This window comes from Actinophytocola sp., assembly GCF_036378875.1.
GTDB lineage: Bacteria > Actinomycetota > Actinomycetes > Mycobacteriales > Pseudonocardiaceae > Actinophytocola.
In genome coordinates, this window is sequence record NZ_DASUVO010000101.1 from 179,864 (window position 1) to 192,577 (window position 12,714).

Genomic DNA, 12,714 nt, shown 5'->3' on the forward strand with positions numbered 1-12,714 from the left:
GCCCGGTGCTGCGGCAATGGAGGCAGCCTCAGCACCAATCGTAGGGCTGGCCCCATCGACAGGGCGGCCATGCGGGAAAGGTGTCCTTCATCGCACGGCACCGGAACTAACGGAGTGCGGCGTCCGAGACCGCGGCGCGCAGTCGGGCGTGTAGGTCTCGCAACAGTCTGCGGTCCGACCTGATCTCCACGACACGCAGACCGCGCGCCGGTTTCAGTGCGTTGCGGAGGTCGTCGCTGGTCGTGGCGTGCACGTGGTCGACGCGGTAGCCGCGGCACAGGGACTCGATGTCCGCGCCGTGCGGGGTGCCGAAAACGCGCTCGAAGGTGTGCTTGTACTCGGCCGCGCCCTGTTCGAGCAGCGTGAAGATGCCACCGCCGTCGTCGTTGTGGACCACGATCGTCATGTCCGGGCGGCGTTCCGGCGGGCCGACGAGCAGGCCGTTCAGGTCGTGCAGCAGGGTCAGGTCACCTAGGAGGGCATACGTGGGGCGGTCTCCCGCCAGTGCGACGCCGGCCGCGGTCGAGACGTTGCCGTCGATGCCGGCCACACCTCGGTTGGCGTACACAGTCACGTCGGAACGGGGCTCCGCCACCAGGTCGATGTCGCGGATCGGGTTGGAGGAACCCAGGAACAGGGCGGCGCCCGACGGCAGCGCGTCCATCAACTCGATGGCCAGTCGCAGGCCCGTCGGCCACTCCTGCTCGCCGAGCAGCTTCTCCGCAGCGGTGACCGCGCTGGCGTCCGCCTGCCGCCATGCCGGCAGCCACTCCGGATCGTGGCCGGTCACCTGCGACATGTCGTCGAGGTCCAGCCAACCGCGGACATGGGTCGCCACGTACTGCGGATCCGTCCATTGTGGATGGTCGCCGATGCCGTAGACCGGGGCGCGGTCCATGAGTCCGCGGACGCCACGGGACAGCGTCGGCCTGCCCACGACCACGACCGCCTCCGGACGCAGCGCTTCCGGCAACTCGCCCGCCGACAACAGAAGCGCGCCGCAGCGCAGGACACTGGCGCCGCCGGCGAGCGCGGCGGCCTGGCTCGACGGTTCGGCGATGGCCGGCCATCCGGCGGTGGCGGCCACTTCGGCGGCGGCGCGTGCCCGGTCCTCCCGGCCGCTGCCGAAGACCACCAAAGTCCTTGCCGGCAAACCGAAATCGACGCGGCTGCCGGCCATCGTCACCGGTGCGGCTGACGTCGTCCACCGCGCGCCGCCTGCCCGGCCCTCAAGCGGTTCGGGCCAGCGGGGCTCGAACGTCGGCACGAGCGGTTCGCGGAACGGCACGTTGACCTGGACCGGACGGCCGGCCTCCGCCTGCGCCACCGCCCGGCACACCAGGCCGCGCCACACCTGGTTCTGGCCAGTGCGTTTCTCGGCGACCGGGAACTCAACGGACACCGCAGCAGGACCGAACAGGCCACGCTGGTCGATGGTCTGGTTGGCGCCCGTGCCGTGCAGCTCGGGCGGCCGGTCGGCGGTGATCATCAGCAGGCCGATGCCCGCGTGGTGCGCCTCGAGCACGGCGGGATGCAGGTTGGCGGCCGCGGTGCCGGACGTGCACGCGACCGCGGCCGGCCGGCCACCCGCCTTCGACAGCCCCAGCGCGAGGAAGCCTGCGGACCGTTCGTCGACGCGGACGTGCATGGTGAGGCGGCCGGCCTCGGCGGCGTCGTGGAGCGCGATGGCGAGCGGGGCGTTGCGGGAGCCCGGGCAGACCACCACGTGGCGCACGTCGTTGCGGATCAGCTCGTCGACGATGACCGAGGCCTGCGCGGTGGAAGGATTCACCCGGTCACTCCTCGGTTACCTGCATGGCCCGCATGCGGACGCCGACCAGTGCGACGCGGCGGCCGAAGGCGGTGAGCCGCTGCCGGTCGCTCGTCACGAGACCGGCGGTCTGCATGTCGTCCAGCAGCTCACGCACCACCTCTCGCACGGTATCGCTCGGGCCCGGGGAGTCGCTTCGGGCTGTCTCGAAGAACACGATGCCGATGCGGTCGAGCAGCATGTCCACGTCGATGGTGTCGGACAGGATCAGCATGGCGAGCATCGGCAGCGCGGCCAGCCTGGCGAGGGGGTCGGCCGGGGCCGCGAAGCCGTTGACGACCGCCTCGAAGAACAGGACCGGGTGGGCGAGCGCGCGCTCGCCGTCGTCGGTGCGGTACACGTCGCCCGCGTTGTCGTATCCGAGCAGTTCGAGCTTGACGAGAAGCCTGACCAGCGGGGCGGAGCCGTCACGGTCGTGGACGACCGCGCCCAGCGGGCGGGTGCCGGTGAGCAGGATGTCCGAGGTGAGGTCGAGCGGCTTGGCGACGTCCGGCTCGACACGTACCAGCAGCTCACGCACGGTCTGGCTGCGCGTCGTCGCCCGCAGGCGGGTGAACCGCTCGGTCAACATCAGGTCCTGCATGGTCTGGGTGTGGCCGTCCGGCAGCTGCTCCAGGACTGTGGCGGCGACCCCGAGACGTTTGGCGTCGTCGGTGGGGTCGAGCTCGCCTGCTGCGATGGCGCGTTCGAGCGCGCGGGTGATCGCGTCGTACAGGTCCTGCTCGCGGGGGCCCGGGTCGTCGAGCCAGGTGATGCGCAGGCCGGGCGGCGGCATGATGCCGGACTCGTGCGTGGCCAGCGCGTACAGCTCGAAGCTGTGGATCGGGTCGTGGGCGGACTCCAGGATCTCCCTGGTGCGCGGGCCACGGCAGATCTCGGCGTAGCGGGGCTGGTCGAGGCGCTCGAAGAACCAGGCGGCCTCCTCGACCACGTCCCGCCAGCCCGGCATCGGGTCGAGGTCCGGAGGCGGGTCGCGGAGCAGCTGCGGCAGGGTGAGCCAGAGAAAGTTCTGCACGTCGAACTGGGACATCCGGTAGTTCGGCCGGTCGTTCGACACGTCGTACCAACACGCGGCGACGACCAGCCCGGCGTCGTCGCGGTCGGCGAGCTCCTCGACCACTGCCTCGACATCCTGCATGTCCCTCAGCTTGTCACGGCGGTCCGGAAACCCGCGATTTCTGGGGTCCCCATATGCTCGCGTCGTGGCTTTCGTCTCCGAATTGTTCGACGCGTCCGCCTGGCGTGAAGTGCCTGGATTCGACTTCACCGACATCACCTACCACCGGGCCGTGTCGACGGGCGCCGTGCGCATCGCGTTCCACCGTCCGGAGGTACGCAACGCCTTCCGGCCGCACACCGTCGACGAGCTGTACCGGGCACTGGACCACGCGCGCATGACACCTGATGTTGGCTGCGTGTTGCTGACCGGCAACGGTCCGTCACCCCGCGACGGCGGCTGGGCGTTCTGCTCGGGCGGCGACCAGCGGATCCGCGGGCGCACGGGGTACCAGTACGCGTCGGGCGAGGACGCGTCGACCGTGGACCCGGCGCGGGCCGGGCGGCTGCACATCCTGGAGTGCCAGCGCCTGATCCGGTTCATGCCGAAGGTCGTGATCGCGGTCGTGCCGGGGTGGGCCGCGGGTGGCGGGCACAGCCTGCACGTGACCTGCGACCTGACGCTCGCCAGCGAGGAACACGCCCGCTTCAAGCAGACGGACGCGGACGTGGGCAGCTTCGACGGCGGCTACGGTTCGGCGTACCTCGCACGCCAGGTTGGGCAGAAGTTCGCACGCGAGATCTTCTTTCTCGGCCGGACGTACACGGCGGAGGACATGCACCGGATGGGCGCGGTCAACGCGGTCGTGCCGCACGCGTCGCTGGAGGCCACCGCACTGGAGTGGGCCACCGAGATCAACGGAAAGTCCCCCACCGCGCAGCGCATGCTCAAGTACGCGTTCAACCTGATCGACGACGGACTCGTCGGGCAGCAACTGTTCGCCGGCGAGACCACACGGCTGGCGTACATGACCGACGAGGCTGTCGAGGGCAGGGACGCGTTCCTGGAGAAGCGCGACCCGGACTGGTCCCAGTTCCCGTACTACTACTGATGCGTGAGTCGAGCGCTGCCGCGAAAGGCGCGTTCGCCACATGGCGGGGTGCCGAAAGGCGCGTTCACAGCGCTTGTGGGTGTCGCACCGTGCGAGAGGTGCAGGCCTGGTCAGGCCTGGTGTCATGAAAGACGCGATGGGGACGTTCAACGACATGAGCGCGTCTTTCGAGACATCGCCCGTGGCATGAAACCGCCATTTGTGCGCGACGTGAGCGGTGTGGTGAAGGACGCGCGGGGATCTATGCCGTTCGGGCCAGCCAGGCTTCATGGGCGACGGTTACGTTGTTCCACAACGCCTTCTTTCGCTCGTCGTCTACATCGGACAGCGGAAGGTTGAACACGTCCGCCAGGCACGACCACCACTCCGGGGCGTTCGGCAGCTCCGTGCTCGTTTCTCCTGTGCTGTCAACGCGTTTGAGTACGCAGCCGCGCAGGATGTCCACGCCAGACGCGTCGCGGCGGGCTACCACCAGCGTCTTTCGGAAGCTCGACTTCGGTGACGACTGGAGGTGCTCGTGCTGTTTCTGTAGGTCCGCCGGGGTCGCGTCGCCTGGCAGGAAGTCCATGCCCTGTAAGGACATGCCCGGATCGGCGTCGAAGCGCCAGCCGCTCGGATCGATCTCGGACGGGCGGACGCCGTACGTGTGTGGGCCCTGTGTGTAGGTGCCGGTGCGTAACGGTAACGGCTCGTGTAGACCGTCGCCCAGGCCTGCGTCGATGAGCCATTCGCCGGCCGGGTTCTCGTCGGTCGGCAGGTTGGTGACGGTCAGCGCCAGGTGGTTGCCGTCGATGCTTGGGCGCTCGCCGTGGCCCTGGACGCCACCGGCGTGCCATCGGACGGTGAAGCCCAGCCAGCCCAGCACCGTGGCCAGTGCGCCGTTCTGCGTGTAGCAGTAACCGCCGCGGCCGCTGGCCAGGTAGCGCACCGAGTCCAGCGGGTTGATCGTTCTGCGTTCGCCTAACCAGACCCACACCGACTCGTACGGAATGCGCTCCAGATGCGCGCGGTGCACCGCGTACAGCGTGGCCACCGTCGCTGGTGGCGGGGTCGCGAAGCCCAGCCTGCGCAGGTAGGCGTCCCTGAGCGACTCGTCGACCGGTGGTCTGGTGACACTCATGGCGCGGAGCCTATGTGCGATGTCCGACAATCTCGATTGTGTTGCTGACCCCTGTGGACAACTCGGCGATCGTGGCCGCGCTCGACGCCGCGCTCGACGGCGGGCCCGCTGTGCTGCCCTTGTCGGCGACCGATCCCAGGGCGGACGAGCTGCGCGCGGCCATGGCCCCGGACGAACCCACGCTCCCGGGCACCACTGTGGTCGTCGCGACCTCCGGGTCGACCGGTGTGCCCAAGGGTGTCGAACTGTCCGCTGCCGCGCTGGAAGCATCCGCGGCCGCCACTCACGCCCGGCTCGGCGGGCCTGGGCAGTGGCTGCTCACCCTGCCTGCGCACCACATCGCGGGAGTGCAGGTCATCGTTCGGTCGCTGCTCGCCGGCACGAGTCCGGTCCTGCGGGGGACACGAAAATTCGACGACGCCGTCGCCTCCATGACGGGCGGTCGCCGGTACACCTCGCTCGTCCCGACGCAACTAGTGCGCCTCCTCGACGACCCGGTCGGGCTCGATGCGTTGCGGACCTTCGACGCCGTGCTGCTCGGCGGGGCGGCCGCCCCGGCGCGGCTCCTCGACCAGGCGCGGGCGGCGGGGGTGCGGGTCCACACGACCTACGGCATGTCGGAGACCGCGGGCGGGTGCGTGTACGACGGGAAGCCCCTGGACGGCGTGCGGGTGCGGCTCGCCGAGGACGTCATCGAGCTGGCCGGACCCATGCTGGCCAGCGGTTACCGGCGTGCGCCCGAGGCCACGGCCGCCGCGTTCGTCGGTGGTTGGTTCCGCACCACCGACCTTGGCGTGCTGCGACCAGACGGGTCGCTCGACGTGCTCGGCCGCGCTGACTTCGTGATCAATACCGGCGGGGTGAAGGTGGCGCCCGCCGCCGTCGAGGAGGTTCTGGCCGCACAGCCGGGGGTCGCGGACGTCTGTGTCGTCGACCTGCCCGACGAGGAGTGGGGGCAGCTCGTGGCGGCGGCCGTGGTGCCGGTGGATCCCTTGCGGCCGCCCGAGGTCGAGGACCTGCGTGCCGCCGTGCGGGCGCGGCTCGGGGGGCCGGCGACCCCGAAGGTCGTGCGGTTCGCGGACACGTTGCCGCTTCGGGGGCCGGGCAAGGTCGACCGGAAGGGCGTGCAGGCGCTCCTTCGCGGAACTCTGCCCTGACCTCACCCGTTTGCCCGGCATGGGGTTTGTGTTAGCCATCTCACTACCAGGGCTGGTCCTCCTGCTCTGTGTGCTGGTGGCCATGGAGAGGTTCGGGCTGTGGGCGAGCAGCCGCAGCTGGCTCCCATGGCGCCGCAAGCGAGAGGGCATGCCGTTGTCGGCAGCCGGTTTCGAGGAACTGGACGCGTTCTTCGGCGCCAGCAAGCGACACGAACTCAACGATCGAAACCACTCGCTCATGCTGCGCGACGACACGGACGACGGGGCGCCACCGCTGATGAAGGTCGACCTGGACGGAAACCGAGTCGTGCTGCGGACACCGTCACCCGAGGAGTAACCGCGTGCGAGGCCGCAGTTAGATGGCGGCATGGCCACAACCGCACAGTGGATCGCCGGGGCGCGGGTCCGGACGCTGCCGAACTCGATCGCACCGGTGATCGTCGGGGCCGGGGCCGCTGGCGCGATCGGTGAGCTCAACTGGTGGGCGTCGCTCCTCGCGCTGGTCGTGTCGCTGGCGTTGCAGGTCGGCGTGAACTACGCCAACGACTACTCCGACGGCATCCGGGGCACCGACGACCAGCGGGTCGGGCCGTTGCGGCTCGTCGCCTCCGGGGTCGCGTCCTCGGCCTCGGTGAAGACGGCTGCGTTCGTGTGCTTCGGGGTCGCGGGGGTGGCCGGGCTGCTGCTGGTCGCGCTGACCGGGCACTGGTGGTTGATCACCGTCGGCGTGGTGTCCGTCGCCGCCGCCTGGTTCTACACCGGCGGGCCCAGGCCGTACGGGTACGCGGGCTGGGGCGAGGTCGCGGTGTTCGTGTTCTTCGGGCCCGTGGCGGTGCTGGGAACTCTTTACGTGCAGACCGGTGAGGTGACGTGGCTGGGCGTCGCCGGTGCGGTCGCGCTCGGGTGCGTCTCGGCGAGCGTGCTGGTCACGAACAACCTGCGTGACCTGCCGACAGACCGCGCGGCCGGCAAGATCACGATGGCGGTTCGGCTTGGTGACCGGCGGACGCGGGTCCTGTACGTGGTGCTGGTCGCGGTGCCGTTCGTGGTGTCCGCGGTCGCGGCCGTGTGGCACCCCTGGCTGTTGGTCGGACTGCTGGCGGCCGTGCTCGCGGTGCCGGCCGCCCGGACCGTGGCCGGTGGTGCCACGGGCAAGGCGCTGATCCCGGTGCTGCGGGACACCTCGCTGGTCATGCTCGCGTGGGCCGTGTTCACCGGGGTGGCCCTGGCGGTCAACTGAGCACAGAGGGAGTGACCGCCCGTCTACTGCGAGGAAGGACCGGCGTTCTAGCCTTTGCCTCGAAAGAGTGAACGAGAGCGGGGGCACATCATGTCGCGGTCGGGGCGTCGGGCCGTCTTACTGCTGGCCGCGCTGTCGCTGGTCACCACGGCGTGCACGATCAAAGTGGACGGTACGGCGCTGCCGTCCACGGGCGCCGGTCTCGCGCCGAAGTTCAAGGCCACGGACCAGGTCAGCGCCGGGGACGCGCTCGGTGACCTGCCGTCGTGGAACCCGTGCAGCGTGGTCGATCCCGCGGGCCTGCCCAAGGCGTGGACCGCCGATCTGGACATCCCGGTAGCGTACGAGGACTGCGTGATGGCGGTGACCACCGACAAGGGCGTGTCGGCTGAGGTCCAGGTGGGGTACCTGTCCCGGTCGACCTACAACCTCGAGGACTACCCGGACGGGAAACGGTCCGGCGGGATCACGGTGGTGCCGGTCGACAAGGAGGACGGTTCCTGCACGCGGGACATCGTGTTCGCCGACGGCATCGCACTGGGGGTGCTGAGCTGGCCGGAGGACGACACGGACGTCGAGTCGGTGTGCGAGATCAGCGACGCCGTGGCCGACCAGGTCATCGACTCCGTGATCTACGGACGGGCCACCAAGCTGGAGCTGCCGGAGAACTCCGTCGGTGAGGTCGATCCCTGCACGCTGGTCACGCCCGAGATCGCCACGCTCGTGCCCGGCATGCCGGGTGACGTGGCGGCGGATCCCCAACTCCACCGGCACAGCTGCTGGTGGGAGGGTCCGGACGGGATTCTGCTGAACATCGAGTTCGAGATCGGCTATCTCCCCGAGGGGGACTCGAACAAGCAGGTCCAGGGGCGCAGGACCGCGGTCAGCCGATTCGCCGACGACTCGGTCAACTCCCTGTGCGTGGTGGACGGCGAGCACGTGCCGTACAAGAACGAGGACAAGAGCGATCTCGTCGAGACCGTGGGCATCTGGGTGTACCTGGACCAGGGTCAGGTCGAGGAGGCCTGCACCGCCGCCTCCGCGGTGGCCGAGGCCGTGTGGCCGAAGCTGCCGCCGCTGTAGCTCAGGCCGGCCACTCGCCCGTGGACAGGAACCGCTCGACGGTTTCCTTGTCCGGAGCCAGGTCCAGGCCCTGGGCGGCGATCCAGCCGTCGTCGTAGTAGGTGTTCGCGTAGCGGTCGCCGCCGTCGCACAGCAGGGTCACGACGCTGCCGGCACGGTCCGCGGCACGCAGCTCGGCCACGATCTGGAAGGCGCCCCACAGGTTGGTGCCGGTCGAACCGCCGACGCGGCGGCCGAGAACCGGCTCTACCGCACGGATCGTGGCCAGTGACGCCGCGTCGGGGACCTTGATCATGCGGTCGATCACCTGGCCGACGAACGACGGCTCGACGCGGGGACGGCCGATGCCCTCGATCCGCGAACCCTGGCAGGACGTCAGCTCCGGTTGGGAGTCGCGCCATGCGTCGAAGAACACCGAGTGCTCCGGGTCGACGACCGCGAGCCGGGTCCGCTGACGCTGGTAGCGGATGTACCGGCCGATCGTCGCGCTGGTGCCGCCGGTGCCGGCGCCGACCACGATCCACTCCGGCTCGGGGTGCGGCTCCAACGCCATCTGCTCGAAGATCGACTCGGCGATGTTGTTGTTGCCACGCCAGTCGGTCGCGCGCTCGGCGTGTGTGAACTGGTCCATGAAGTGGCCGCCCAGCTCGGCGGCCAGCCGGTGGGACTCGACGTACAGCTGGCTCGGCTCGTCGACGAAGTGGCACCGGCCACCCTGCCGCTCGATCAGCTCGACCTTGCCGGCGCTGGTCGTCCTCGGCATGACCGCGATGAACGGCAGCCCCAGCAGCCGCGCGAAGTACGCCTCCGACACCGCCGTGGAACCCGAAGAGGCCTCGATCACCGGGGTGCCCTCGACGATCCAGCCGTTGCACAGCGCGTACAGGAAGAGCGACCGGGCGAGCCGGTGCTTCAGCGAGCCGGTCGGGTGGGTCGACTCGTCCTTGAGGTAAAGACGGACATTCCATTCGGGCGGCAGCGGGAACGGCAGCAGGTGCGTGTCGGCGCTGCGGTTGGCGTCCGCTTCGATGATCCGGACCGCCTCGCAGACCCATTCGCGGGTCTTGGCGTGGCAGCGGTCGATCGCGGTCATTCTTCGGAGTCTTCGCCGCGCAGCTCGGCACGCAGGCGGTCCCGCGTGGCCGCGCGTTCCGCACCGCGCTCGGCGAGGCCGGCGGTGACGCGGTTGTTGAGCCCGCGGAACACCAGCAGGCCCAGCGGGAAGCCGACCACGACGGCCACGGCGAGCGCGACCAACAGCGGCACGTCGAACAGCACGAGCACGACGGTGACCGCGCCGACCAGCAGAAGCCGACCCAGCGTGTACAACGTCAGGTCCCGTGCCAAGGTGCTGCTGCTCACGACCGGAACGTTACTCGTCACCGTCATCCACCTGCGAAGTGTTCGGCCGGCCCTCGAAACGGGTCGACAGCACGAGCGTGGTCCTGGTCCGCGCGATGCCCTCGATGCGCCGCAGACGGCCCAGGGTGTGTTCGAGGTCGTCGACGGTCGCGACGCGTACCTTGACGATGAAGGACTCGTCACCGGCGACGCGGTAGCAGGACTCGACCTCGTCGAGGGCGGCGAGCGCGTCGGCGACGTCGTCGTCGTCCGCGGTGTCGGTCGAGTAGATGCCGATCAGCGACGTGACGCCGAGGCCGACCATGCTCGGGTTCACGACGGCGTGGTAGCCGGTGATGACGCCGCTGGTCTCGAGTTTGCCGACCCGCTCGTGCACGGCGGATGCGGAAAGCCCGACCTGGCGACCGAGTTCGGCATAGGTCGCGCGGCCGTGTTCCCGAAGCGCGGCGATGATGCGGCGGTCGACGGCGTCCACTGCGGCACTCTAGCGTGGCACGTAGGAGGGCCCGCCGACCGAACCATGACTTCGGAGAGTGTCCGAACCGGTCGATTTGTCCCTTACTACCTCTTTACCATCAGACAACCGTTCGAGTACCCGATGGTCGAGATGCAACGATTGGGCCCGTCCAGGTCAGATCAGCCTTGAGGAGGCCACGTGACTGCGGCACATGTCGGAGAGCGGCTCCTTACCCCCGGCGAAGTCGCGGCGTTGTTCCGCGTCGACCCGAAGACCGTCACCCGGTGGGCCACCGCCGGGCGCATCGGCTCCATCCGCACGCCCGGCGGTCATCGCCGGTTCCGGGAGTCCGAAGTGAAGACCCTGCTCGCGGAGCTCACCACCGAGGCAAACCTCACGAACGGCCACGCATAAAGCACGGTTCGCCACCCTCGGCCCCGGAATCGGTCGAAACGGGCTAACCTCGATGCCGAGACCCCCGGGAGGTGGCAGATGCTGTACTTGCTCGCCGCGATCGGCGCGATCTGCGTCGTGGTGCTGCTGTGGCGGGCGTTCGTAGCGAACCCCACCACAGTTGGCGACCGCCGTGTGAGCCGGCCGCCGAGTGGCCGTCCCGCGCCCATGGCGCCCGACGACGACCCGGAGTTTCTGCGGAGCCTGGAGCGAAAGAACCCGCCCGAACCGGACGGCAAGCAGCCACCGGTGTGACTTGTCGCGAAAGGCGCGTCCCCACCTCGGGAACGCGCCTTTCGGGTGTTCTCGGTCTCAGTCTCAGCTCAGCGCATGTAGTAGAACTCGCTCGGGAAGCCGTCGGCCACCGTCGCGGCCAGTTCCAGCAGCGCCAGCCGGGTCGGTGCGCTCAGCCGGTCCAGCTCGATCTCCGCGCCTTCCTCGAGGTGCGGGTCGAACGGGATGCGGCACACCGCACGACAGCGGGACGCGAAGTGCTGTGCCAGCTTGTCCAGGTCCACCGAGCCGGCCCGAGGGCGCACCGAGTTGATGACCGCCACGGAGCGGGACACCAGTTCGCGGTAGCCGTGGGCGTCCAGCCAGTCCAGCGTCGCCGACGCGGAGCGGGCGCCGTCCACCGACCCGGACGACACGACCACCAGCGAGTCCGCCAGGTCGAGCACGCCCTTCATGGCCGAGTGCATCAGGCCGGTGCCGCAGTCGGTGAGCACGATGTTGTAGAAGTGCTCGAGCAGTGCGACCGTGCGCCGGTAGTCGTCCTCGCTGAACGCCTCCGACACGGCCGGGTCCTGCTCGCTCGCCAGCACCTCGAGGCGGCTCGGGCCCTGTGAGGTGTACGCGCGGATGTCGCTGTAGCGCTGGATGCGGTCGGCATCCCGCAGCAGGTGGCGGACCGTGGCCGTGGTCTCGAGCGGGATCTTCTGGCTGAGCGTGCCGCGGTCGGGGTTCGCGTCGACGGCGATCACCCGGTCCCCGCGCAGTGACGCGAACGTCGAGCCCAGCGTGGTGGTCGTGGTGGTCTTGCCGACGCCGCCCTTCAGGCTCAGCATCGCGATCTTGTAGCAGCCCCGCAGCGGCTGGTTGACGCGGCCGATCAGCTCGCGGCGGTGGGTCTCGTCCGGGCTCTCGCCGACGTTGATCAGGTGACCGCTCGCCACGAACACGGCCTTGCGCCAACCGGACTGCGGCGGGCGCTTGGTCTGCTTGATCAGCTTCTGGGACGACAGCTCACCGCTGTGTCCGTGTGCCTGCTGCTGTGGTGGCTGCTGCCCCTGGGCCGGGTACTGCTGCGGGTAGCCCGCCGGCGGCTGCTGGTACTGCTGCTGGGGCACCTGGTACGGGCCAGAACCCTGGGGCACCTGGTAGGGACCGGAGCCCTGGGGAACCTGGTGCGGACCGGAGACGCCGGCGACCGGCTGGGAACCGGAGGGGGTCTGGTCCACGTAGTAGGGGCCGGAACCGTGCGGCACCTGGTACGGGCCGGAACCACCCGGCAGCTGGTGCGGGCCCGAGATGCCCGCCACCGGCTGCGAACCGGACGGCGTCTGATCCACGTAGTGCGGCCCGGAGACACCCGCGACCGGCTGTGAAGCCGACGGGGTCTGCTCCTCGTAGTGGGGCTCCGGGTGTGGGCGCGAGTCCGTCCGGTCCTCGTTCTGGAGATGGGACGCCAGCGGCCGCGGGCCGAAGTCCTGAGTCGGATGCTCCGAATCACCCCTCGGCGTCGGTTCCTCGCCAACGCCGGTGCGGGGTACGCCCCCCTCCGGCTCGCCGTGCGCACTCACCGCTGGGTTCCTCCCTGAAAAACACTGACCCGGACCGCCTCCGCACGCGACGGTAGTCGCAGGTACTCGGGACCGTCGATACGGGGCCTACCGGTGTTCGC

14 protein-coding genes are annotated in these 12,714 nt (G+C 69.7%); 7 read left to right on the plus strand and 7 right to left on the minus strand.

The features are described from left to right. Positions 1-106: 106 nt before the first annotated feature. Both menD and VF106_RS29955 read right to left on the minus strand, forming a co-directional pair. The gene (gene menD / locus VF106_RS29950) at positions 107-1,792 is read right to left on the minus strand and encodes a 2-succinyl-5-enolpyruvyl-6-hydroxy-3-cyclohexene-1-carboxylic-acid synthase (protein WP_330843227.1); all 1,686 of its coding nucleotides are present in this window, start codon (positions 1,790-1,792) and stop codon (positions 107-109) included. 4 nt (positions 1,793-1,796) lie between these two features. Continuing rightward, positions 1,797-2,969 (minus strand): hypothetical protein, encoded by a 1,173-nt coding sequence (locus VF106_RS29955; protein WP_330843228.1) that lies wholly within the window; start codon positions 2,967-2,969, stop codon positions 1,797-1,799. 64 nt (positions 2,970-3,033) lie between these two features. Here VF106_RS29955 and VF106_RS29960 point away from each other — a divergent pair, with 64 nt between their 5' ends. Next, positions 3,034-3,939, plus strand: coding sequence for a 1,4-dihydroxy-2-naphthoyl-CoA synthase (locus tag VF106_RS29960; RefSeq protein WP_330843229.1), 906 nt, complete (start codon positions 3,034-3,036; stop codon positions 3,937-3,939). Between the two features lie 241 nt (positions 3,940-4,180). Here the strand turns inward: VF106_RS29960 and VF106_RS29965 are convergent, their stop codons facing one another. Next, a complete protein-coding gene (locus VF106_RS29965) occupies positions 4,181-5,059 on the minus strand; it encodes an arylamine N-acetyltransferase family protein (RefSeq protein ID WP_330843230.1) in 879 nt (292 codons plus the stop codon). Positions 5,060-5,097: 38 nt separating this feature from the next. Here VF106_RS29965 and menE point away from each other — a divergent pair, with 38 nt between their 5' ends. From menE to VF106_RS29985, 4 genes are all read left to right on the plus strand, one after another. After that, positions 5,098-6,216 carry an o-succinylbenzoate--CoA ligase gene (menE, locus tag VF106_RS29970; protein WP_330843231.1) on the plus strand — a complete coding sequence of 373 codons (1,119 nt, stop codon included), beginning with the start codon at positions 5,098-5,100 and terminating at the stop codon, positions 6,214-6,216. A 19-nt stretch (positions 6,217-6,235) separates the two neighbouring features. Beyond that, complete coding sequence (locus VF106_RS29975) at positions 6,236-6,553, plus strand: DUF6191 domain-containing protein (protein ID WP_330843232.1); 318 nt, start codon at positions 6,236-6,238, stop codon at positions 6,551-6,553. A 30-nt stretch (positions 6,554-6,583) separates the two neighbouring features. Beyond that, positions 6,584-7,456 carry a 1,4-dihydroxy-2-naphthoate polyprenyltransferase gene (locus tag VF106_RS29980; protein WP_330843233.1) on the plus strand — a complete coding sequence of 291 codons (873 nt, stop codon included), beginning with the start codon at positions 6,584-6,586 and terminating at the stop codon, positions 7,454-7,456. A gap of 90 nt (positions 7,457-7,546) precedes the next feature. Further along, a complete protein-coding gene (locus tag VF106_RS29985) occupies positions 7,547-8,539 on the plus strand; it encodes a hypothetical protein (RefSeq protein ID WP_330843234.1) in 993 nt (330 codons plus the stop codon). Between the two features lies 1 nt (position 8,540). Here VF106_RS29985 and cds1 read toward each other — a convergent pair whose 3' ends face one another. The 3 genes from cds1 to VF106_RS30000 are packed head-to-tail and all read right to left on the minus strand — an operon-like array spanning position 8,541 to position 10,376. Continuing rightward, a complete protein-coding gene (gene cds1, locus VF106_RS29990) occupies positions 8,541-9,632 on the minus strand; it encodes an L-cysteine desulfhydrase Cds1 (RefSeq protein ID WP_330843235.1) in 1,092 nt (363 codons plus the stop codon). Next, a complete protein-coding gene (locus tag VF106_RS29995; protein ID WP_330843236.1) occupies positions 9,629-9,901 on the minus strand; it encodes a DUF4229 domain-containing protein in 273 nt (90 codons plus the stop codon). The genes cds1 and VF106_RS29995 overlap by 4 nt, the downstream gene beginning before the upstream one ends. Before the next feature lie 10 nt (positions 9,902-9,911). Further along, positions 9,912-10,376 (minus strand): Lrp/AsnC family transcriptional regulator, encoded by a 465-nt coding sequence (locus VF106_RS30000; RefSeq protein ID WP_330843237.1) that lies wholly within the window; start codon positions 10,374-10,376, stop codon positions 9,912-9,914. Between the two features lie 180 nt (positions 10,377-10,556). On the opposite strand from VF106_RS30000, the gene VF106_RS30005 reads away from it, so the two are divergent. Continuing rightward, positions 10,557-10,772 (plus strand): BldC family transcriptional regulator, encoded by a 216-nt coding sequence (locus tag VF106_RS30005; protein ID WP_330843238.1) that lies wholly within the window; start codon positions 10,557-10,559, stop codon positions 10,770-10,772. 78 nt (positions 10,773-10,850) lie between these two features. Next, on the plus strand, positions 10,851-11,066 hold the full coding sequence (locus VF106_RS30010) for a hypothetical protein (protein WP_330843239.1): 216 nt from the start codon (positions 10,851-10,853) through the stop codon (positions 11,064-11,066). 68 nt (positions 11,067-11,134) lie between these two features. Here VF106_RS30010 and VF106_RS30015 read toward each other — a convergent pair whose 3' ends face one another. Continuing rightward, positions 11,135-12,613, minus strand: coding sequence for a MinD/ParA family ATP-binding protein (locus VF106_RS30015; protein WP_414639093.1), 1,479 nt, complete (start codon positions 12,611-12,613; stop codon positions 11,135-11,137). Positions 12,614-12,714 lie beyond the last annotated feature (101 nt).

Bases quoted from the DNA above. Each gene is read 5' to 3' on its own strand.
- VF106_RS29955 (WP_330843228.1), bottom strand. From the start codon at position 2,969: ATGCAGGATGTCGAGGCAGTGGTCGAGGAGCTCGCCGACCGCGACGAC.
- VF106_RS29965 (WP_330843230.1), bottom strand. From the start codon at position 5,059: ATGAGTGTCACCAGACCACCGGTCGACGAGTCGCTCAGGGACGCCTAC.
- VF106_RS29975 (WP_330843232.1), top strand. From the start codon at position 6,236: ATGGGGTTTGTGTTAGCCATCTCACTACCAGGGCTGGTCCTCCTGCTC.
- VF106_RS29980 (WP_330843233.1), top strand. From the start codon at position 6,584: ATGGCCACAACCGCACAGTGGATCGCCGGGGCGCGGGTCCGGACGCTG.
- VF106_RS29985 (WP_330843234.1), top strand. From the start codon at position 7,547: ATGTCGCGGTCGGGGCGTCGGGCCGTCTTACTGCTGGCCGCGCTGTCG.
- cds1 (WP_330843235.1), bottom strand. From the start codon at position 9,632: ATGACCGCGATCGACCGCTGCCACGCCAAGACCCGCGAATGGGTCTGC.
- VF106_RS30010 (WP_330843239.1), top strand. From the start codon at position 10,851: ATGCTGTACTTGCTCGCCGCGATCGGCGCGATCTGCGTCGTGGTGCTG.